The sequence below is a fragment of the Empedobacter sp. UBA5528 genome (assembly GCF_002426075.1).
GTDB lineage: Bacteria > Bacteroidota > Bacteroidia > Flavobacteriales > Weeksellaceae > Empedobacter > Empedobacter falsenii_B.
In genome coordinates this window covers 24,832-47,123 of the sequence record NZ_DINY01000003.1, presented here as the reverse complement: position 1 = coordinate 47,123, position 22,292 = coordinate 24,832, and the positions used below count along the sequence as shown (strand labels likewise).

Below are 22,292 nucleotides of genomic sequence, written 5' to 3'. Positions count from 1 at the left end.
TCTATTTATAATAACTTACACCTGCATTAATTTCGATATCCAACACATTATTCGCTGGCGGAATGGGACAATTGTAATGTTTGCTATATGCACAATATGGATTATACACTTGATTAAAATCCAACGTAATTTCATTGGCTGTTGTACCTAAATCCTTTGTACTCAAATCCAAATAACGTCCACCTCCATAAGACGTCACGCCGTTTGTTTCGTCCATAAAAGGTAAAAACAAACTGTCTGCATATTTCTCCATAATTGGTGAAGATTGATAAACCGTCAGCGTTTGTTCAACATTATCCAACATGAACGTTACCGTTCCGTATTCTTTGTAATTTTTGATTTTTTTCGCAGAAGTAGGAAACGGAATCACCTTTCCATCTTTGATTGGCGTAAATTTCGCTTTCACTATATATTTTTCGCTGATCGGAAAAAATGTAATGCCTTTGAAATTCGTTTTTTCTTCGTCTACCAATGGCGTCGTTTTAAGATCAGTATAAAAAGTCGCCAATTCGGTTTGATATTTTTGAATTGCAACTAAATCAATTGTTTTTTTTGTCGTTTGACAACTCATTAAAACGATTGTTGCAAAAAATGCGATAATTACTTTATTCATGCTAATTTGTTTCGAAATAAATATTCTCCTCTTAATTCTAATCGACTTGGGAAATTGTTTGTAAACAAACCTCCTGTGCCCAATCCTTGTGGCATTTCTGGATATAAAATCGCTGTCCATTGTGCAATAGCATTTAAGCCTATATTACTTTCCAATGCTGATGTTATCCAAAACGGAATTTCGTATGTATCTGCTGCATTAATCCATTCCAACGAACCTCTAATTCCCCCAACCAAACTTGGTTTTAGAATAATATATTGCGGTTTGATTTTTTCTAACAATTCGAATTTATCCTCTTGATGAACAATTCCAATTAATTCTTCGTCCAACGCAATTGGTGTCGGTGTTGTAGCACACAATTCCGTCATCAAATCGATTTGTCCAGCTTTGATAGGTTGTTCAATCGAATGTATTTTTAAATCAGCCAATTGTTGCAAGACCACTTTTGCTTCCTCAAACGTAAAACCTCCGTTCGCATCTACTCTTAATTCTAATTGATCCGCAGAAAAATCTTGTCTTAATTGTTGAATAATCTTATGCTCATTTTCCCAATCAACACCGATTTTCAACTTGATACAGTTGAAACCAATCGCTAATTTTTCTTTGATTTGTTCGCGCATAAAATCAATCGAACCCATCCAAATTAAACCATTAGTTTGAATACCTTTATCACCTGTCGAAAAAGCTGATTCATACAAATCAGGATTCAATTTATCTGTATAATTTTCGTTGTAACGATTCGCAAACATACTCTGAAAAGCCTGCTCTACTCCAAACTGAATCGAAGGCCATTCGCGCAATTCACGCCACAATTCATCAACTCCTAAGTCAATATTGTCACAAACCCATTGCAATTTTTCTTCATAATCAGGGCGGTCATCAAAACTCAACCCTTTAAACAATCCACATTCACCAACATATTCTTTTCCATCTTCTTCTAATGTAAAAAGATACGTCAATTTCTCTGTCAAAACGCCGCGCGAAGTACCGCTTGGATTTTTGAATTTCAAAAAATAAGGTTCAAAACTTGCTTTCATACTTCAAATTTAAACAATGCTTTTTAGAAAAATATTGATTTAAATTAATTTTTCATTAAATCGAAACTCAATCGTTCACAATTTATCAATTAAACTATTTTTTTTTAATCTCATTTTTATTTTATTACTTTATTTCTCAAAGTGATTTCAATAAATAGTTAGTTATGAATACAAAAATGCACCTTAAATAATCTTTAATTTTTGGAATAATTGGTCTAATAATAACAATTCCACTAATTGCTATGCAATTTACAAATGAAGTCAACTGGAGTTTATTTGATTTTATTATTGCATTTATTTTACTTTCGGTTATTGGATTAACGATAAACTACATTCTACAACTGACTAACCGTTTACAAAATAAAATCTTTTTCTGCATAATGGTTTTACTCATTGGTTTATTAATATGGACTGAATTAGCTGTCGGAGTTTTCGGTAGTCCAATAGCAGGAAATTAGAATGATTTTTTTATTGAATACTTTTCCATTTATGTCAACCTAAAAAAGATCTGAAATACGTCTAAATTTTAAAATAGAATACTAAAAAGAATTTTAGTGAAAAATTGTCATAACTTTAATTCACAAAAACAGTTAATTATGAAAAGAAGTGAACACATTGTCGTTTTATCAAAGGATCATCATTTTGGATTGCTTTGTAGTTGGAAAATTGAACAAGGTTTCTTTAAAAATATTGCATTAGAACGAATTGCATCTTATGTTGAATATTTTTGGAACAATCATCTTTCTGAGCACTTTAAACATGAAGAAACGATTATTTTTCCCTATTCAAACGAAACATACAACCAACAAATTAAAACCGAACATCAAGAATTAAAGGTTTTAGCACAAAAGATTGCTCAACATCCAGAGAAATCAATAGTAGAAAAATTTGCTCATTTATTAAAAAATCATATTCGATTCGAGGAACGTGAATGGTTTCCTTACTTACAAGAAAATCTTGATGAAAGTGATTTGAAACAAATAGGTAAAAGATTAGAAAACTCGCACACAAAACCATTTGATAATTTTGAAGACGAATTTTGGAAATAATTAGAATTAATAAAACACCTTTTACTCTTTTATTAAAGAAATGATGTATATTTGTAGTGTAAAAGAATTGTAAATGTTATCAAAAACTTGTGAATACGCCGTTAGAGCAGTAATTTATATCGCACAGCAAACCAAAGACGGAAATCGAGTTGGAATAAAAGATGTAGCGAAAGGAATTGATTCTCCTGAATATTTTATTGCAAAAATTTTGCAAGAAATGGTTCGAAAAAATCTTTTACAGTCTACAAAAGGACCAAATGGTGGTTTTCATCTCGATGAAAAATATATGAAAAATTCGTTGGCTGTAATTGTTAGACATTTTGATGGAGATAAAATTTTTAGTGGTTGTGCACTTGGACTAAAACGATGTTCAGAAAAAAATCCTTGTCCTTTGCATCAGCAATTCAAAGAAATACGAAATACTTTAAAGCATTTATTAGAAACAACTACTATCAACCAATTGGTTGAGAAATTAGATTCGCAAGAAGTATTTCTAAAATTAAATTTAGAATAAAATTTACCTTAATAAAAGATAAAAAGGTCTTTTTTATTTCAATTGAAAATAAAAAACTTACTCAAATGAAAAATGATACAATTGATAAAATGTCTGGACATTGGCTCCTTGCTAAAATAGGAAAAAAAGTACTAAGACCTGGAGGAAAAAAGTTGACAAATGAAATGGTTGAATTGTTAGATATCAATACAAATGATGCGATTGTAGAATTTGCTCCTGGGCTTGGTTATACCACTTCTATTGTACTTGACAAACAGCCAACATCATACATTGGAATTGATTTAGACGAAAAAATTATCGAGAATTTAAATCAAAAATTTGATAATCAAAAAGCTGTTTTTCAATTAGGAAATGCTGCTGACACAAGACTTGATGACTGTTCTCAAACTAAAATTTTTGGAGAAGCTATGCTAACGATGCATGCCAATCATCGTAAAAGTGAAATCATAAAAGAAGCTCATCGTGTTCTAAAAAAAGATGGATACTATGCAATTCATGAATTAGCATTAAAACCGAATAATATTTCAGATGAAATCAAAAAGAACATTCAAAAAGAGCTTGCAATTACGATGAATGTTAATGCAAGACCATTAACAGTTGAAGAATGGAAAATTCTTGTAAAAGAAGAAGGTTTCGAAATTATTGAAATTAAAACAGCTGAAATGCGCCTGCTTGAACCTTCAAGATTAATTGATGATGAAGGATTTTCAGGGTTTTTAACTATCATAAAAAATATTGCAACTCAAACAGAAGTGAGAGAAAGAGTAATAAAAATGAAGAAAGTTTTCAAAAAATACGAAGAACATTTGTGTGCTTTTGTCATGATTGCAAAGAAAAAATAATAATGCTAAAAGGCTCAAAAAAAATTTAATTTAATAAAAGATAAAAAGTATTCTATTATGGACATAAAAACAGATTTAATCGGAGAAATGGTCTCAGAAGATTTTAGAACTGCGGCGATTTTCAAAAAACATGGCATTGATTTTTGTTGCCGTGGTGGAAGAACCATCGAAGAAGCCTGTGAAAATAAAACTACAGATGTAAACAAAGTGTATAATGATTTGGAAAATTTACCTTCTCAAACCGAAGCTTCAATTGATTTTAAATCGTGGCCATTGGATTTGCTAAGTGAATATGTTGAAAAAATACATCATGCTTATGTGGAAGAAAAAATACCTGTTTTACTCGCTTTCTTAGACAAATTATGCAAAGTTCATGGTGAAAGACATCCAGTACTTTATGAAATAAACGCTTTATTTAATCAAACAGCTCAAGATTTGAGTGCTCATTTAAAAAAAGAAGAATTAATTCTTTTTCCATTTATCAAAAAAATGACTCATGCAAAGAAAAGAGGAATAGAATTAGAAGTTCCTCATTTTGGTACAGTTGAAAATCCAGTTCACATGATGGAACATGAACATACCGCAGAAGGTGATCGTTTTGCAAGGATTGCAGAACTTACCAATCATTACACTCCACCAGCAGATGCGTGTAACACTTATCGCGTGACCTATGCAATGTTAGAAGAATTCGAGAATGATTTGCATACTCATATTCACATCGAAAACAACATTCTATTTCCAAAATCTATTCAATTAGAAAAAGAACTTAAATAAGTTTATTCACTCCCAATAATCCCCTTATTGGGAGTTTTTGATTCTTTAATTCATTATTATTTAAGATATTTTCACTTATAGTTTTGTAACTTTTTGATGATTGATGCGTCTTATTTGTAAACAACCCTATAAATGAAAAAATATTTTCTTCCAATTATTTGTATTGCATCTGTTCATACTTTTGCTCAACAAGAAATAAAAGGAACTTTTCAATATACCAATCAAGCTCCAATAGCGTTAGCAGATGTAATCATTTTTCAAGGCGAAAAAATTATAGATGAAATTTCTACTGACAAAAATGGGCACTTTACGGTTATTTTAGAAGAAGGAACTTATACGTATAGAATTGAAGAAGCTGGAATTTTACTTCATTCATCCTCTCTCACGATTATGAATCATACGGATTTAGGAATTATTTTAGTTCCTAAAACTGAAAATGTAACCTTAACGGAAGCTGTTGTTACAGGTCAAAAAAAATTAGTTGAAAAGAAAGTAGACCGATTAATTTTCAATGTCGATCAAGCAGAAGGTGCAAAAGGTGGAAATGCCTTAGATGCATTGAAACTTGCGCCACGTATCGAGGTGGAAGAAGCGACAGATGCTATTTCGATTATAGGAAAAGGTTCAGTAAGCGTCATGATTAATGACCGATTAATGCAAATGAGCAGTGAACAATTGTCAAATTATCTAAAAACCATTCGAACAGAAGATATTGAAAAAATTGAAGTCATTACAAATCCTCCAGCCAAATACGATGCGACAGGAAACAGTGGAATCATCAATATTGTATTGAAAAATGCAAAACAAGAAAGTTTGAATGGTTCTATTTCGACTTCATACAACCAGCAAAAATACGGTGGATTCAATTTGAACGGGAATATCAATTACCGAAAAGGAAAATGGACATTAACTTCTAGTATTTACAGTGGATTAGGAAATTGGTATGGTAAAAGTAAAAATACAACTTTATATCCAGATCAAAAATGGACTTCGGACGGAATTAATAAAAATGAGAACAATTATTATGGTGGTCGAATTGGTATTGATTATCAAATCAATGACAACTTAATTACAGGTTTCAATTTAGATATTTCAGATGGTAAAGGAGAAAGTAAAGGAAATTCAGTCATTGATATTTTCGATTTAGTGAACAACAAAACAAATCGTTATATGACGACGAATTGGGATGGTGGAAAATGGAATTGGAATTATCTGGGATTAAATTACCATATCATCAAAAAATTCAAAACCGAAGGTAAAAAGTTAACATTCGATTTTGACTATTCGAATAACGGAAACGATAGCAATAACAAAAATATCAGTAACGAATTTGATCCTAATTGGGCAGAAATCCCTGGTAAATACGAAAATAATTACAGCTTAAATGACGGCTCTTCAAACCGATTCAATGCAAGTATCGATATGGAGCATCCTGTTAATTCGTGGAAAATGAATTATGGAACGCGTTTACGTTGGGCAACAGATGAAGCGGAAAATCAACGATTTTTAAAACTTAATCCGAATGATAATTTCCATGAAGATACCGATTTTGCAAGCAAATACAATTACAAAGAGAATGTCTACGCATTGTATTATTCGGTAGAAAAACAATTGAGTGAAAAGCTGACAGGAAAAGTTGGGTTACGCTATGAGCATGCACAAGTGAAAAGCATTATGGAAGATCCGAAAAATAATTACGAAAAAACTTATGACGGCTTATATCCTACCGCTTATTTGATGTATCAATCATCGGAAAATCATTCGTTTACATTAAACTATAGTCGTCGTGTAGATCGTCCATTTATTTGGTATTTAAATCCAAGAAGAACGAAACAAAATGAGTATAATTATTCAGAAGGAAATCCAAATTTGACGCCTTCTAATTCGAATAATTTCGAGTTAGAGCATGCGTATAAAGATTTATTGGTAACAAGTTTGTATTACCGCAATGCGAATGATCTTTTTGAGCAAGTAAGCATCATGGATCCTGATACCAAGATTACACTTTCTAAGCCTTATAATATTGGAAAAACATATAGTATTGGTTTAAGTGAAAACATCAACGTAAAACCTTATAAATGGTGGAAAGTAAATGCTTCGGCAGATGTTTTCTATCGTAAAACAACCAGTAAAATTCCTGAAATGAATTATACATTAGACGGAATGAATGGGGAATTTAGAATTACAAATAATTTAGATTTAAATAAAAAGAAAACACTTTTTGCTAATTACACTTATTCATATTATACAAAAAGTACAGATGGATTAGACAAATTTGGAGATTTTATGCGTCATAACATTGGTATGAGAGCAATGGTATTTAAAAAGAAATTACAACTTTCGGCAAATATCTCTAACCTTTTCGAAAATAAAAATGGAACTTACACAAGTACGTCTAACAACGTAACAAATATGGGAGTTAATCAAGCTTTCAGAATGTATCGTATTGGAATTAGTTACAATTTCGGAAAACAATTTAATATAGAACGCTCAAAATCTAACCAAGAACAAAGCGGAGGCGTAGGAAATGGTTAACATATAAAAACTTTTTAATCAAAACTAAAAATACAAAAACCCTAAAACTTATCATTTTAGGGTTTTGTTATTTTAAAAAAAATTAGTCCATTATATGGAATAATTACGATGTCCAAAAATTGAACTTCCAATGCGAACCATTGTACTACCTTCTTCTATCGCAATTTGATAATCTCCCGACATTCCCATTGATAAAATAGTTAGATTTTCGAAATTATTTTTCAACGAATCAAAGTTAGATTTTAAAGAACGAAATTCTTCGCGAATTTGATTTTCATCTTCCGTAAACGTTGCCATTCCCATCAATCCAACAACTCTTACATTTGGTAAATGTTGAATTTCTTCTTGCATAATTTGTTGAATTTCTTCTTGATCCAAACCAAATTTAGTTTCTTCATCTGCTATAAATTGTTGCAACAAAACATCAATTACGCGATTATTTTTCTCGGCTTGTTTGTGAATTTCTTTCAACAATTTTAGACTATCAACTCCATGAATTAAATGCACAAAAGGCGCCATATACTTCACTTTGTTGGTTTGTACATGTCCAATCATATGCCAACGAATATCCTTTGGAAGAACTTCGTATTTATCACACATTTCTTGAATTTTGTTTTCTCCAAAATCTCGCATTCCAGCCGCATAAGCTTCTTGCAAATCCTCTACAGGTTTTGTCTTAGAAACCGCTACCAATGTCACATGAGCAGGAATTGTAGCTTCGATTGTTTTTAAATTTTCTTGAATACTCATTTTTTATTCTTTCAAATCGAATACAGCAAAACCGCTTAAAGGTTTTGGTTCGATATATGTACTTTTTGGAGGCATTTTAAGCCCTAAATCTGCAATCAATTGCAAATCCTTCACATCCACTGGATAGAAAGCAAAAGCTGCAATATAATCGTGATGATCAACCTTGTTTTTAAGTGCTTCCACTCCTTCTCTATTACGCGTTCCACATTCGTAATGAACACGTTTATCCTTTTTAGAATCTTGAATATTAAGAATTGGTTTCATCACATTTTCTTCGAAAATATACGTATCCAACTCGCTTAATCCTTCGGTTGTCAATAAGTTATTTTTGACATATAAACTATAAAATTGACCATCTAAATACATCACAATATGATGTTTTTTTGTTGGCACAACTAATTCATCAGCTTTCGGAATAATTTCAAAATCAACTTCTAAAGCAGTTAAAAACGCTTCTGGAGTTAAGCCATTTAAATCTTTAATTAATCGATTATAATCATTGATAATCAAATCTTCATTCGAAACTAAAAGTGCTAACGTATAATTAAAAGCTTCATCACCATAGACTTCATCTTTCGAATTTTCAACCGCAAATTTTGTGTATCGTTCCGAACTTTCCATACGATGATGTCCATCTGCAATATACAATTCGTCCAATTTCTCGATCGAATCTTTTAATTGTTTTAAATTCAATCGATTATCTACTCTCCACAATAAATGTTGCGTTCCGTTTTCTTCTTCTATTTTCAGGATCGGTTTGCGTTTCATTTCCGTATCAATCAATAAATCAACGCGTTGAGCAGGTTTATAAGTCAATAAAACAGGCTCCGCATGGAAGTGAGATTCCTTCAAATAATCAGCAAATAATTCCACACGACGTTCCAATGTTTCTTCGTGCTTTTTAATTTTATTTTGACGATAATCATCAATATTCACCAAGCCCAAAAGTCCTTTTGTTTCGCGTCCATCAGGCTGTATCACTTGATAAATATAAAAAGAAGACTTGTCTTGCGTTAATATTTTTTTCGAAATAAAATCCTCAAAATTCTCGCGAACTTTTCTGAATTTCTCTTTCGGATCTTGAATCGTTTCGTCCCAAGTTGGTAAAATAATATGCAAAAAAGAGTTTTCTCTGTTATTGATATAATAGTCCAATTCTTCTTTCGAATATTGATTAACGGCAAGCGTCACAAATTCTTGAGAAGTTTCTTCTGTAGGTCGAATTCCTTTGAATGGTTTAAATTGAGGCATTTTGAATAGTTTTAGATAGAATGAAACTCAAAATTATTTTCCGTAAATCTCAACGATTTGCGAAGCTAATTCAGTTCCAATTCTGTCCTGCGCTTCATTCGTAGAACCTGCAATATGAGGAGATAATGACAAAGATTCGTTCATCAACAAGCCCATTTCTGGTGTTGGCTCATTCTCAAAAACATCTAAGGCTGCTCCAGCAACTTTTCCGTCTTCAATTGCATCAACCAAAGCACGCTCGTCAACTACTCCACCACGAGCCGTATTAATTACAATCACGCCATCTTTCATTTTTGCAAATTCTTTTTCACCCAAAATATATCCATCTTGTGCTGGAACATGCAGCGAAATGAAATCTGCTTTTGTAATGACTTCATCAAAATCAACAGAAGTGATGGTAAACGTTAATTTTTGACCATCAAAAAATTCTAATTCAATGTCACGTGTTGCTGGGAATTTATCATACACTAAAATATTCATTCCTAAACCAATCGCTTCACGAATCACTTCTACACCGATACGGCCAAAACCGATTACACCCATTGTTTTTCCTCTCAATTCGATTGCTTTTGCGTAAGCTTTTTTCAATCCATTGAAGTTAGAATCTCCTTCTAAAGGCATATTACGATTGGCTTGGTGTAAATTACGAACGATAGAAAACAAATGCGCAATTACAAATTCTGCTACAGATTGAGAAGAAGATGCTGGCGTATTAATCACCTGAATTCCTTTTTCGCGTGCATACGCAACATCGATATTGTCCATACCAACTCCTCCACGACCGATAATTTTAAGATTTGTCGCATCAATCAAAGGTTGACGAACTTTAGTCGCAGAACGCACTAAAAGTACTTCAACTCCATTTTCGTTGATATAATTTTCTAATTGTTCTTGTGCTACGTGAACAGTTATTACTTCGAAACCTTTTGCTTCTAAAGCTTCTATTCCTGCCTTAGAAATTCCATCGTTTGCTAATATTTTCATGTTATTATTATAGAATTAAGATGTGAGATTTTAGATGTTAGATAATATATTTCTCAATACTAATATCTAGCATCTAATGTCTGCTGATTAACCAAATTTTTGTTCAAATTGTTTCATTACTTCTACCAAAACTTGAACAGATTCTAATGGTAAAGCATTGTACATAGACGCACGGTATCCACCAACATCACGGTGACCAGCCAAAGAAACAACTCCAGCTTCTTTTAACATTGCATCAAAATCAGCTTTGAAATCTTCGTTATTTAAGACAAAAGTGGCATTCATTTGAGAACGATCTTCTGTTGCAGCAGTTCCTGTAAATAATCCGTTACGATCAATTTCAGCATACATTGCATCTGCTTTTGCAGTATTAATTTTTGCAATCGCTTCTACTCCACCTTGCTCTTTTAACCATTGTAAATTTAACATGACACCGTAAATTGCAATTACTGGCCACGTATTAAACGATGATTCTTTTTTGATATGTGTTTCGTAGTTTAAATAATCGGGAATATTACGTCCCGTTTTACCTAATAAATCTTTTTGAACGATTGCAACAGCAGAACCTGCAGGTCCCATATTTTTTTGGGCTCCAGCATAGATTACACCAAATTTAGAAACATCAATTGTGCGAGATAAAATATCCGAAGACATATCACAAACTATTGGAACTGGAGAATTTGGAAACTCTTTCATTTGTGTTCCAAAAATGGTATTATTTGATGTGCAGTGGAAATAATCAACATCTGAAGGAACAGTATATCCTTTTGGAATATAACTATAATTTTGATCTTTTGAAGAAGCAATAACTTCGATTTCTCCGAAACGCTTCGCTTCTTTGATAGCATTTTCTGCCCATTTTCCTGTTTGTGTATAAGCTGCTTTTCCGCCTTCTTTCAATAAATTGTAAGCTACAGTAGGAAATTGCAATGAAGCTCCACCTTGCATAAAAACTACGTCATGTGTTTCTGGAACATTCATCAATTCTTTTACCAACGCTCTTGCTGTATCAATTACTTCTACCGCATCTTTGCGACGGTGAGAAATTTCTAAGATTGATGTTCCTGAATTGTTGAAATCTAAACAAGCTTGAGCCATTTTGTCGAAAACAACTTGTGGTAAAATGCATGGTCCTGCACTAAAATTGTGAATTTTCATAATTAAAATTGTTGTGTGTTTGTGTGTCTAATTTGTAAACAAATATAGTAAATCAAATATGGAAAAAAGTGAATAATTACTTAACTTTTGAACAGAATACAAACAAAAAACCCTAAACTAATTCAGTTTAGGGTTTTTCTATTATTTGATTGAATATTTATTTTAGTATTGAACAAAATCAACATTCAATTCTTCTGCTTTGCGTTTGTAATATCCGTCAGCTAATTTATCTTTAATCTCAGCAAATGAGTTTAACGTATATTCGATGTGTTCGTCTTCGTGAGCAGCAGTTGGAATAATACGGAAAATAATCATTCCTTTTGGAATAACTGGATAAACTACTACAGAAACGAAAATACCATATTCTTCGCGCATTTCTTTTGCCAATACAGTCGCTTCGATAGGAGAACCATTCAATACGATTGGCGTAACACATGTGTTAGAACCTCCAATATCAAACCCTCTTTCTTGTAAACCTTTCTGAATTTTTTCTACATTGTGCCATAACTTGTCTTTAAGCTCAGATTGAGAACGTAATAATTCAAGACGTTTTAAACCTCCGATTACCATTGGCATTGTCAATGATTTTGCAAAGATTTGAGAACGTAAGTTATATTTTAAAATACGGATAATATCTTTATTTCCAGCGATAAAAGCTCCAAAACCAGCCATAGATTTTGCGAAAGTAGAGAAATAGATATCAATTGCATCTTGACAACCTTGCTCTTCTCCAGCTCCAGCTCCAGTTTTACCTAAAGTACCAAAACCATGTGCATCATCAACTAATAAACGGAATTTGTATTCGTCTTTGTAAGCAGCAATTTCTTTTAAAATACCTTGCTTACCTGTCATTCCGAAAACACCTTCTGTAATCACTAAAATTCCTCCTCCTTGTTTGTCGGCTAATTTACGTGCACGAATAATTGTTTTTTCGAAACTTTCGATGTTATTGTGTTGATAAATAAAACGTTTACCAAAGTGTAAACGAACACCATCCACGATACAAGCATGACATTCAGCATCATAAACGATTACATCATTTTTAGACACTAAAGCATCAATTGTAGATACCATTCCTTGGTATCCAAAATTCATTAAATAAGCAGACTCTTTTTGAACAAAATCAGCCAATTCTTGCTCTAATTGTGCGTGAAAATCTGTTTGTCCAGACATTGCGCGAGCTCCCATTGGATAAGCCATACCATATTCAGCTGCCGCATCAGCATCAGCTTTACGAACTTCTGGATGGTTAGCTAAACCTAAATAGTTATTGATTGACCAAGTAATTACTTTTTTACCTTGGAATTCCATTACGGGTCCAATTTCTCCTTTTAACTGTGGAAAAACATAATAACCTTCACCATAATCAGCGAATTGACCTAATGGTCCAGGGTTCTGTTTTAAACGTTCAAAAATGTCCATTTTATTATAGTTTAATTTTTTATTAATTGAAAAAAAGTAGAAAGTGAACGAACACTACCTACTTTAAATATTTAATTTTTACAAATATACGTATTATTTAATTCTTTCGACTGTTGCTCGAGCTTCTAAACCATTGAGTCTGCTATTTGTAAAGCCTTGCTCTGCCATCCAATCATCACTAAAAACTTTTGTCATATAGCGCGAACCATGGTCTGGATACAAAATTACAACTAAAGAATTTTCGTCAAATTCTCCAGCTTCAGCCAATTGTTTATATGCTAGTGTTGCAGCACCAGAAGTATATCCTGCCATAATTCCTTCTTTCAAAGCAATTTCTCTTGTACGATAAGCAGCTTCTTCGTCTGTCACTTTGATAAAAGAATCAACCATTTCAAAATCTAAAGCTCCAGGAACTAAATTTTTTCCCATTCCTTCGATTCTGTAAGGATAGATATCATTCTGATCAATTTTTCCAGTTTCGTGATAACCTTTCAATATTGATCCATAAGCATCAACTCCGATGATTTTCACATCTGGGTTTTGCTCTTTTATATAACGTGCACTACCTGTCAAAGTTCCTCCTGTACCTGTACAACCGATTAGGTGAGTAATTTTACCCTCTGTTTGATTCCAGATTTCAGGACCTGTTGTTAAATAGTGAGCTTCTGTATTCCCTTGATTAAAATATTGATTAATATAAAGAGAATTTGGCGTTTCCGCAGCAATACGTTTTGCTACTTCGTAATATGATCTTGGATCATCAGCAGGTACATTCGCAGGGCACAAAAATACTTTTGCTCCCATCGCTTTCAAGAATGAAATCTTTTCTGCCTTTGTTTTATCCGATACCGCTAAGATACATTTGTACCCTTTTACGATAGCCACCATAGCTACAGCAAATCCAGTGTTACCTGAAGTTGTTTCTACAATCGTAGCACCAGGTTTTAATAGACCATTTTTTTCAGCCTCTTCTATAATATGTAAAGCTATTCTGTCTTTTGTTGAATGTCCAGGATTGTAACATTCTAACTTTGCATAAACTTCGCCTGGAATGTCTTGGTTAATTCTGTTTAATTGAACTAATGGAGTATCTCCAATTAACTCTAAAACGTTTTTATATTTACCAGTCATTTCACAAATATTCTTTTCTAACAAAAAGCAAAATTAAGGATTTTTTAATTAATTGTTAAAAGATTAACACGTAAAATTAATCATATTACAATTTTAAACTTAAATTCTTATGATTTACTCGTTATTAAATTAGTTATTATTTAAATTAAAAATATGTTCTAAAATTCTTTTATCAGCAAGTGTAAAAGCAATTTTTCTTCTTTCCATCATTTTTTCTGCAGCTTCACAAGCTTTATCAAAATTAAAAACAGGAGCGTCTGATTGTCCACCCCAACTATAATGTTTAATCATATTTGGTGGAAAACCTGATTGAAAAACGTTCGCACAAACTCCAACAACTGTACCAGTATTAAATTGTGTATTGATTGCAGATTTAGCATAATCGCCCATTATTAAACCACAAAATTGCAAACCTGTTTTTACAAATCTTTTTTGGTTATAACTCCATAACTTTACTTCTGCATAATTATTTTTCAAGTTTGAGTTATTTGTATCCGCGCCTAAATTGCACCATTCTCCAATTACAGAATTCCCTAAAAACCCATCATGTCCTTTATTTGAATATGCTATTAGGATTGAATTATTTAATTCACCACCAACTTTACAAAAAGGACCAATCGTACAACCAGCATATATTTTTGCACCCATATTTATTTTTGCATGCTCGCATAAAGCTAATCCGCCACGAATCATAGAACCTTCCATAATTTCGGCATCTTTTCCAATATAAATTGGACCTTCTGATGCATTCAAAATAGAAAATTCAACTTTCGCACCTTCTTCAATAAATATTTTTTCAGGAGCTAAAACTTGGTTGGTTGTAGATATTGATTGAGAAGTTCTTCCTTTTGTCACCAAATCAAAATCAAATTCAATTGCCTGGAAATTGTAAGTAAACAGATCCCAAGAATGTTGTAGATGAATTACTTCATCTTCAAATTGAATAATATCTGATGTGATTTTTGGAGTTTCTTCAGTTGATTTAACTGCTACAAGTTGATTGTCAAAAATTAGGGTTTGGTTTGGTTTTAAATTCTTTATCGCTTCAATTAATTTTTCATTCGGAAAAAAAGTTGGGTTGATAAATGTATTTTCTGTTTGAAGTTTAGCAGGAAATTTTTCTTGCAAATAAGGTTTCGTTTGATAAGAAACCTCTGTATTTAGTATTTTTTCCCAACGTTCTGCAAAACTCAATATCCCCATTCTTAGGGCAGCTACAGGTCTTGTAAATGTTAGGGGCAAAAAATCTTCCCATTCTTCGCCATCAAAAAGAACTATGTTCATTGATCTATGAATTTGTGCAAATTTAAAAATAATTATTTTATAAGTCGATAATATCAATATAGATTCTATCGACAGCCCTCCTAAAATAAATCATTCAAAATATTTGGTTGATGTAAAAAGGTCGTCGTAATTTTAGGCACATTTTAAAAACATTTTTCATTTTGAAATCAGCTCCGATTCATTTTGGTTCAATCGCATATATATTAGACGATTACCTTGCAAATAACACTTTTTCTTCTATCTTCTTTTTGGTAGATGAGAACACTCATGTGCATTGTTTACCGCTATTATTAGCCGATTTGGACAATATTTCTGCTTACGAAATCCTTGAAATTGACTCTGGAGAAGAAAATAAAAACATCGATACTGTAACTAATCTTTGGTTAGCATTAAGCGAGTTGGGTGCAGATCGTCATTCATTAGTTATTAATGTTGGTGGTGGAGTTTTAACCGATATGGGAGGTTTTATGGCTTCTACTTTCAAGCGTGGAATCAAATTCATCAACATTCCAACTACGTTATTATCGCAAGTTGATGCTTCTGCTGGTGGAAAAAATGGAATTGATTTGGAAGGAATGAAAAACATGATTGGGACATTTACACAGCCGGAAATGGTGTTAGTTGATCCTAAATTTTTGTTGACATTAGAGCAACGTCAAGTAAAATCTGGCTTAGCCGAAATGTTAAAACATGGTTTAATCAAGAACCGTGATCATTGGGATAATTTGGTGCAATTACCTTCGCACGATGCCGAATCTTTAGCTCCTTTTATCATGGATTCTATTCATATCAAAGAAAATGTGGTTGTCAATGATCCATATGAAAAAGGTGAACGCAAAATTTTAAATTTTGGTCATACAATAGGTCATGCTATAGAAAGTGAATCCTTAGAAACTGATTTTCCGCTTTTACATGGAGAAGCAATTGTAATCGGAATGATTATTGAGACATTCCTTAGTTATGATCAAGAATTAATTTCTAAAGCTGATGTGGAAGAGGTTTGCGAAAGTTTTTCGTCAATGTATGCATTAAATACAATTGATATGAAAATTTTTCCGAACTTAATGGAATGGATGAAACACGACAAAAAAAATCAAAACAATTCAATCAACTTTAGTTTGATCAACAAGATTGGAAATTGTCGTTATGATGTAGTTTGTACTGAAGAAGAAATCAGACAAGCTTTTGAAAAATATAATCAATGGATTGCCTAAAAAAATATACTTCTTTTTTTGTTGTTGGATTAATAATGAGCCTTATGGCTGCTTGTACATCTCAACACAAGAAAGAAGATGCTAAAGTAGAACAACCTTCAAACACTGTTACGATGAACGAAAAACCTCAATTCAATATCAATAAGTCAAACGAAGAATGGAAAAAAGAACTTTCTTCTGAAGAATATTATGTTTTAAGAGAAGCTGGAACAGAACGTCCTTTTACAGGAAAATTCAACATGCATTTCGAAAACGGAATTTATACATGTAATGCGTGTGGAGAAGAATTGTTTTCTTCTTCTTCTAAGTTTGATGGACATTGTGGTTGGCCAAGTTTTGACAAAGAAATAAAAGAAGGGAAAATTGTAGAACGTGTAGACACTTCGCACGGAATGAAGAGAACAGAAATTCTTTGCGGAAATTGTGGAAGCCATTTAGGACACGTTTTTGATGACGGACCTACAGAAACTGGTTTACGTTATTGTGTGAATTCGCTTTCGTTAGATTTCAAACCTGTAAAATAAAATCAAAAAGCTGTTTCGACAGCTTTTTTAATGCAAAAATACTTTATGAAAATACTTCGTATCATTATCGTTCTTATCTTATTGTTATTAATTTATAACGGTGTTTACAATTACAATTTAATGGTGAATATAAGAACAACCGATCGTCCGATTAATCCATTGCGCTACATCTTTTTCGGTTTTTATTTCTTCTTAATTCTTTTGAATTTGATCGAATATATTCGTGGAAAATTTACTTACGGATCATTCAAAAAAGTAATTTATTATTTAATTTTTGCTGGATATTTAGCGTGTATTTTCATGTTCAAATACAACAATTATCACATTCCGGGTTTGCCACTTTTGGGTTATTTTACATTGGTCGGAACTACCTTATTTATGTTGAGTCAAATCATCAAAAACAAACCTCCGTACAAACGCATAAAAAAATAATTCTTCGAAATGAGTTTGGTTTCGGATAGAATTACGTTCAAACAAATTAATCAATTAGCGATTCCTGCGATTTTTTCGGGAATTGCCGAATCTCTTATTACCTTAACCGATATTGCTATGGTGGGTAATGTAAAAGAATATTCGGTTGAAGCACTTGCTGCTACTGGTTTAGTTGGTTCTTTTCTTTCAGGAATTATCTGGATTGTTGCCCAAACCAAAACCTCTATTTCGTCTTTGGTTTCGCAAAGTTTTGGAGCAAATAAATTGGAAAGTCTCAAAACTTTAGTTCCGCAAGCGATGTATTTCAATATATTTTTGAGTTTACTTATTTTTGTTCCAACGTATTTTTTTGCACAAAATCTATTCGAGTTGTACAATGCAAAAGATTTGGTTCTTCAATTTTCAGTAGATTATTACAAAATCAGAGCATTTGGTTTTCCATTAACACTTATTTCGCTCACTCTTTTTGGAGCATTTAGAGGAATGCAAAACACCGTTTGGGCAATGAAATGTAGTTTAACAGCTGCATTTGTTCATGTCTTTTTAGACTATATTCTAATCTTTGGAGTAAATGGGATAATCCCCGCTTATCATATTAAAGGCGCTGCTTATGCAAGTTTAATTGCGCAATTGATTATGGTAATTATGGCGTTTTACTACTATTTCACGAAAACTTCATTTGGATTAAATCCAGGAAAAACCATTCATCCACTTTTTAAGAAATATGTCAACTTAAGTTTCAATTTTATTTTGCGAACAGCTTCACTGAATGTTGCATTTTTTCTTGCCAATTCTTATGCCACCGATTATGGAAAAGATTATATCGCAGCTCAAAGTATTTTGATGAATATTTGGTTGTTTTTTTCATTTTTTATCGATGGATATGCTGGCGCTGGAAATGCAATGGCAGGACGATTACAAGGCGAACGAAATTATTCTAAACTTTGGATTTTAAGCAAAAATATTTCTAAATATTCTGTTTTAATTGCATGTATTTTAATTGCTATTTGTTTCATTTTTTATAATCAAATTGGGCAAATTTTCAATCAAGATCCAAATGTTTTGACCATTTTCAATTCGGTATTTTGGATGGTTTTACTGATGCAACCAATCAACACATTGGCTTATATTTTTGATGGATTTTTCAAGGGAATGGGCGATGCAAAACTCTTGCGAAACAACTTAATTATCGCAACATTTTTTGGTTTTCTACCAACCATTTATCTTGCAGATTACTTTGGTTTAAATATTTATGGAATCTGGATTGCATTCGGAATTTGGATGTTTTTACGCAGTTTTCCGTTGATGTATATTTTTAGAAAACGAGTTTTTGAATCGTATTAATTATCAATTTCTTTTATATTAAATGCAACATTTATTTAATTTTTGCGTCATTATAGAATATCATTAAAACTATAAAAATGAAGCAATTATTAAAATTTATTTTCTCTTTATTCTTAATTTCAAATTTTGCTTTCAGTCAAAATACAATAAAAATGACGTATAAATATGGAAGCGATAATGGTGAAATTCAAGATATCATTGATTTTGAAAATATTTATATCGAAACTTTAAATTTTGAAGGAGATTTACTAAACGGAAAGAATTATCAAATTAATCTTGAAGAATATAAAAATGGAAAATTAACTACTAAAAAGTTACTTTTTGACTCTTCAGAATCTGATTATTTCAAGATTAATTCAAACTCATTATCATTAAAATTCTTTTTCAAAATGAGTGATGGAAAACTTAAAACATATATTAGGAGTAATCTTTTTGGAACAAAAAAATCATATTTCAATCTTATGAATGATTCAGATAAATATGCTTTAAAAGATTTTTTTGGAGAGAAAAAAGAATTAACAATCAATCCAAATAAGAAAAATGCAGTATTTGCTATTCTCACTCCTACAATTCATCCAGATGGTTCAGGTTCATATTGTGAAGTTGCTCAATCAGATATTGCACCAGAAAAATTGGGCGAACATTTCAAAATTCCACATTATTTTTTAGTTACAATCAATTTTAAATAAATAGCATTAAAAAAAATCCAACTTTTCACAAAGTTGGATTTTATTATTTATCTAAATTCTATTTTTCCTAAGGAGTAGAAATAGAAGCTTGTTGAATTTTTCCGTTGAAATATTTCCAACCATTCAATCCAAAATCGACCAAATATTCGGCCATTTCATCTGGTTGCAAAGGCGCAATATAGCCCGGAAAAGCTTCCTCCAACATCTCTGTTTGCACCGCTCCCAACGCCACAGCGTTTATTCTTGGTCCATGATCTTTCAATTCTTCTGCCAACAATTCAGTCAAATTAACCGTTGCAGATTTTGAAGACGAATAAACAGACAAACCTGGAAATTTCACCGAACCTTGTACTGCTCCCATTGTCGAAATATTAACTACATGAGAAGATGTATCAAATTTTGGCATCAAAACCTGTATCAATCGGTATGGTGCTATAAAATTAATTTGCCAAGAAGTTAACAAATCCTCTTGTTGCATTTCTATGAATGGTTTGTTGATACAAACTCCCGCATTATTGTACAAAACATCTACTTTATTCCAAGATTCCACAGCTTTCAAAACCTCTGAAATCTCATCAAAATTAGCCAAATCAACACCGATAAACTGATATTGATTTTCTTTTGCAAAAGCTGTTAATTCCTTCAATTTATCTACATTTCGAGAGACTGTCAACACTCGATTTCCTAATTCCAAATGTTGTTTTGCCAATTCAAAACCAATTCCTCTACTCGCTCCCGTTACAATTATATTTTTCATAATGTTGTACAAAATTTACAATTTCTTCTATCGTTTCAAACTTTATTCCATCAAAGATGATGTTATTTTCTGTGATTTCAATATGATTTTCCGCATTATTTTCGACAGAAATTCCATTTCGAATTAAGGCATTTTTTACCCAAAAAGCCAATTCCGAATTTCCTTTTACACCAATCGTTTTAGAAAATGATTTTTGTGTTGAAAAACGATTATTTTTTTCATCATACGTTAAATTTTGGTTGGATAATTTTTGAATAATTTGATGTTCAAAAGCCATTTGTTCTGGAATATTTTCAAACAAATTTCCGTTTTCAATCCACCAAATTTTATCCGCTTTTTCTAAAGCAAAATCAACTTCGTGCGTAATCATCAGAAATGATTTATCCGTTTTCAATTTTAACTCATTCAGTAAATTGAAAATTCGATATTGATTCGCTAAATCTAAATTTGATGTTGGTTCATCCAAAATAACCAATTTCGCATCTTGACACAACGCGCGCGCAATCATCACCAATTGCAATTGACCTTCGCTGATTTCATTCGCAAATTGATTTGCCAAATTCGAAATTCCAACCAATTCTAAAACCTCATCAATTAGGTTTTGTTCTTCCTCAGAAATCTTTTTCAAAACCTTGTGATAAGGCAAACGTCCCATCGCAACCAATTCCGAAACTTTAATTTTTGGAACAATCGACAAACGTGGTAAAACAACTGCAATTTGCTGCGCAATTTCTTGAGAAGATAATTTTTTGATCGAATTATTTTCTAAATAAATTTCTCCATTCAGTGTTTTCTGAAAACCTAAAATCGAATTAATCAACGTTGATTTTCCTGCACCATTTTTACCTAAAACAGCAACTAATTCATTCGAATTTATACTCGCATTTATGGTTGAAACAATTTCTTTTGAACCATATCCAACCGAAAGATTTTCTAATTTCAAAATGGTATTTTTCATCGCACTTCGTTTTTATTATTCAACAAAATACTAATGACAATTGGAGCTCCAAACAACGCGGTAATGATATTAATCGGTAACGTTCCGAACGGAAAAACTTCGGTCAAAATCGAGAATAATAACATGAAAAATATACCTGAAACGAAAATCCATCGGTACAAAATTTTCATATCACCTGTTCGTAACAATGTTCTACAAATATGTGGAACTGCCAATCCAATAAAACTAATTGGACCTGCAAAAGCCGTTGCTGAAGCCGTTAATAAAGCTGTTGAAATTAAAATTGTAAAACGTAATTTTTTGATATTAATTCCTAATGATTGTGCATATTTTTCGCCCAATAACAAGGCTGTAATTCCACGTAAAGCAAATAATGAAATGATGATTCCACTCAAAACAAATAAACCAAAAACGCTTAATTGTTCCCAAGACAATCCGCTTAATGAGCCAAATCCCCAAACTAAATACGCTTTTATTTTATCGGAAGGAGCAAAATATTGCATCATGCCTATTAATGCGCCTGCTAAACCTGCAATCATAAATCCTATAATCACCAAAGATGCCGATGATTTGACACGAAATGATAATGAAATAACCAAAAACAACGCAACAATTGCGCCCAAAAATGAAGCTATAATTGTAATCCAAGGATTATTAAGAAATTCTTCTAAACCAATCATCGAAAAAAGAAAAATCACAATCGCAACGCCTAAACTTGCCATCGAAGTTATTCCCAAAACAGAAGGTTCTGCCAACGGATTTTTGAATAATTCTTGCATTAAAAAACCTGAAATTGGCAACGAAATTCCGACCAATAAAGCAGTTAATGATTTTGGTAAACGAAAATTAAGAACAAGATTATGCAACATTTCGTCTGAGTGACCAGAAAACACATTAAAAATTTCGATGAAAGAAATCGAGACTTTTCCAACACTTAAACTCAAAACAAAAAGTAAAAGTGTTAGAATTATTAAAACAAAAAATAGTGGTTTTTCTTTCATCAAGACAAAGATAGAAATTCTAATAATTT

22 protein-coding genes are annotated in these 22,292 nt (G+C 32.0%); 10 read left to right on the top strand and 12 right to left on the bottom strand.

Features of this window, described 5'->3' with window-relative positions:
* Position 1: 1 nt before the first annotated feature.
* Both B4L98_RS00455 and B4L98_RS00450 read right to left on the bottom strand, forming a co-directional pair.
* Positions 2–613 carry a DUF1684 domain-containing protein gene (locus B4L98_RS00455; protein WP_291077261.1) on the bottom strand — a complete coding sequence of 204 codons (612 nt, stop codon included), beginning with the start codon at positions 611–613 and terminating at the stop codon, positions 2–4.
* Positions 610–1,650: an o-succinylbenzoate synthase gene (locus B4L98_RS00450; protein ID WP_286496392.1), complete on the bottom strand. Its 1,041-nt coding sequence runs from the start codon at positions 1,648–1,650 to the stop codon at positions 610–612. The genes B4L98_RS00455 and B4L98_RS00450 overlap by 4 nt, the downstream gene beginning before the upstream one ends.
* Positions 1,651–2,246: 596 nt before the next feature.
* Between B4L98_RS00450 and B4L98_RS00445 the strand changes: the two genes are divergently transcribed.
* The 5 genes from B4L98_RS00445 to B4L98_RS00425 all read left to right on the top strand — a co-directional run bounded on the left by B4L98_RS00445 (position 2,247) and on the right by B4L98_RS00425 (position 7,364).
* The gene (locus B4L98_RS00445; protein WP_038337008.1) at positions 2,247–2,699 is read left to right on the top strand and encodes a hemerythrin domain-containing protein; all 453 of its coding nucleotides are present in this window, start codon (positions 2,247–2,249) and stop codon (positions 2,697–2,699) included.
* A gap of 73 nt (positions 2,700–2,772) precedes the next feature.
* A complete protein-coding gene (locus tag B4L98_RS00440; protein WP_038337007.1) occupies positions 2,773–3,213 on the top strand; it encodes an RrF2 family transcriptional regulator in 441 nt (146 codons plus the stop codon).
* Positions 3,214–3,278: 65 nt separating this feature from the next.
* Complete coding sequence (locus tag B4L98_RS00435) at positions 3,279–4,055, top strand: class I SAM-dependent methyltransferase (RefSeq protein WP_038337006.1); 777 nt, start codon at positions 3,279–3,281, stop codon at positions 4,053–4,055.
* A gap of 57 nt (positions 4,056–4,112) precedes the next feature.
* A complete protein-coding gene (gene ric / locus B4L98_RS00430; protein WP_038337005.1) occupies positions 4,113–4,829 on the top strand; it encodes an iron-sulfur cluster repair di-iron protein in 717 nt (238 codons plus the stop codon).
* 132 nt (positions 4,830–4,961) lie between these two features.
* Positions 4,962–7,364: a TonB-dependent receptor domain-containing protein gene (locus B4L98_RS00425; protein ID WP_291077260.1), complete on the top strand. Its 2,403-nt coding sequence runs from the start codon at positions 4,962–4,964 to the stop codon at positions 7,362–7,364.
* A gap of 90 nt (positions 7,365–7,454) precedes the next feature.
* On the opposite strand, the gene B4L98_RS00420 is transcribed toward B4L98_RS00425, so the two are convergent.
* From B4L98_RS00420 to B4L98_RS00390, 7 genes are all read right to left on the bottom strand, one after another.
* Positions 7,455–8,114, bottom strand: a complete 660-nt coding sequence (locus B4L98_RS00420) for a YggS family pyridoxal phosphate-dependent enzyme (protein WP_286486145.1) — start codon at positions 8,112–8,114, stop codon at positions 7,455–7,457.
* A gap of 3 nt (positions 8,115–8,117) precedes the next feature.
* Complete coding sequence (locus tag B4L98_RS00415) at positions 8,118–9,365, bottom strand: DUF1015 domain-containing protein (RefSeq protein ID WP_286513150.1); 1,248 nt, start codon at positions 9,363–9,365, stop codon at positions 8,118–8,120.
* Between the two features lie 33 nt (positions 9,366–9,398).
* Positions 9,399–10,349, bottom strand: a complete 951-nt coding sequence (locus tag B4L98_RS00410; RefSeq protein WP_291077257.1) for a D-2-hydroxyacid dehydrogenase — start codon at positions 10,347–10,349, stop codon at positions 9,399–9,401.
* An 87-nt stretch (positions 10,350–10,436) separates the two neighbouring features.
* The gene (gene serC, locus B4L98_RS00405; RefSeq protein ID WP_038337000.1) at positions 10,437–11,507 is read right to left on the bottom strand and encodes a 3-phosphoserine/phosphohydroxythreonine transaminase; all 1,071 of its coding nucleotides are present in this window, start codon (positions 11,505–11,507) and stop codon (positions 10,437–10,439) included.
* Between the two features lie 162 nt (positions 11,508–11,669).
* Positions 11,670–12,929 carry an aminotransferase class I/II-fold pyridoxal phosphate-dependent enzyme gene (locus B4L98_RS00400; RefSeq protein WP_114999385.1) on the bottom strand — a complete coding sequence of 420 codons (1,260 nt, stop codon included), beginning with the start codon at positions 12,927–12,929 and terminating at the stop codon, positions 11,670–11,672.
* Positions 12,930–13,022: 93 nt separating this feature from the next.
* Positions 13,023–14,060, bottom strand: a complete 1,038-nt coding sequence (locus B4L98_RS00395) for a PLP-dependent cysteine synthase family protein (RefSeq protein ID WP_291077256.1) — start codon at positions 14,058–14,060, stop codon at positions 13,023–13,025.
* Between the two features lie 129 nt (positions 14,061–14,189).
* Positions 14,190–15,344, bottom strand: coding sequence for a GlmU family protein (locus B4L98_RS00390; RefSeq protein WP_038336997.1), 1,155 nt, complete (start codon positions 15,342–15,344; stop codon positions 14,190–14,192).
* Between the two features lie 161 nt (positions 15,345–15,505).
* Between B4L98_RS00390 and aroB the strand changes: the two genes are divergently transcribed.
* The 5 genes from aroB to B4L98_RS00365 all read left to right on the top strand — a co-directional run bounded on the left by aroB (position 15,506) and on the right by B4L98_RS00365 (position 19,547).
* Positions 15,506–16,558 carry a 3-dehydroquinate synthase gene (gene aroB, locus B4L98_RS00385; protein ID WP_291077255.1) on the top strand — a complete coding sequence of 351 codons (1,053 nt, stop codon included), beginning with the start codon at positions 15,506–15,508 and terminating at the stop codon, positions 16,556–16,558.
* Complete coding sequence (gene msrB / locus B4L98_RS00380) at positions 16,546–17,082, top strand: peptide-methionine (R)-S-oxide reductase MsrB (protein WP_125350119.1); 537 nt, start codon at positions 16,546–16,548, stop codon at positions 17,080–17,082. Before aroB ends, msrB begins: the two co-directional genes overlap by 13 nt.
* Positions 17,083–17,127: 45 nt before the next feature.
* On the top strand, positions 17,128–17,514 hold the full coding sequence (locus tag B4L98_RS00375) for a hypothetical protein (RefSeq protein ID WP_280062720.1): 387 nt from the start codon (positions 17,128–17,130) through the stop codon (positions 17,512–17,514).
* Positions 17,515–17,523: 9 nt separating this feature from the next.
* A complete protein-coding gene (locus B4L98_RS00370; RefSeq protein ID WP_280062721.1) occupies positions 17,524–18,858 on the top strand; it encodes an MATE family efflux transporter in 1,335 nt (444 codons plus the stop codon).
* A 77-nt stretch (positions 18,859–18,935) separates the two neighbouring features.
* On the top strand, positions 18,936–19,547 hold the full coding sequence (locus tag B4L98_RS00365; RefSeq protein WP_280062723.1) for a hypothetical protein: 612 nt from the start codon (positions 18,936–18,938) through the stop codon (positions 19,545–19,547).
* A 67-nt stretch (positions 19,548–19,614) separates the two neighbouring features.
* Here the strand turns inward: B4L98_RS00365 and B4L98_RS00360 are convergent, their stop codons facing one another.
* From B4L98_RS00360 to B4L98_RS00350, 3 genes are read right to left on the bottom strand one after another with little or no spacing between them, the layout of a single operon-like run.
* The gene (locus B4L98_RS00360; RefSeq protein ID WP_280062724.1) at positions 19,615–20,304 is read right to left on the bottom strand and encodes an SDR family NAD(P)-dependent oxidoreductase; all 690 of its coding nucleotides are present in this window, start codon (positions 20,302–20,304) and stop codon (positions 19,615–19,617) included.
* Entirely contained in the window at positions 20,273–21,262 is a 990-nt protein-coding gene (locus B4L98_RS00355) for an ABC transporter ATP-binding protein (RefSeq protein WP_280062725.1), read from the bottom strand. The genes B4L98_RS00360 and B4L98_RS00355 overlap by 32 nt, the downstream gene beginning before the upstream one ends.
* Complete coding sequence (locus B4L98_RS00350; protein ID WP_291077253.1) at positions 21,259–22,263, bottom strand: FecCD family ABC transporter permease; 1,005 nt, start codon at positions 22,261–22,263, stop codon at positions 21,259–21,261. The genes B4L98_RS00355 and B4L98_RS00350 overlap by 4 nt, the downstream gene beginning before the upstream one ends.
* Positions 22,264–22,292 lie beyond the last annotated feature (29 nt).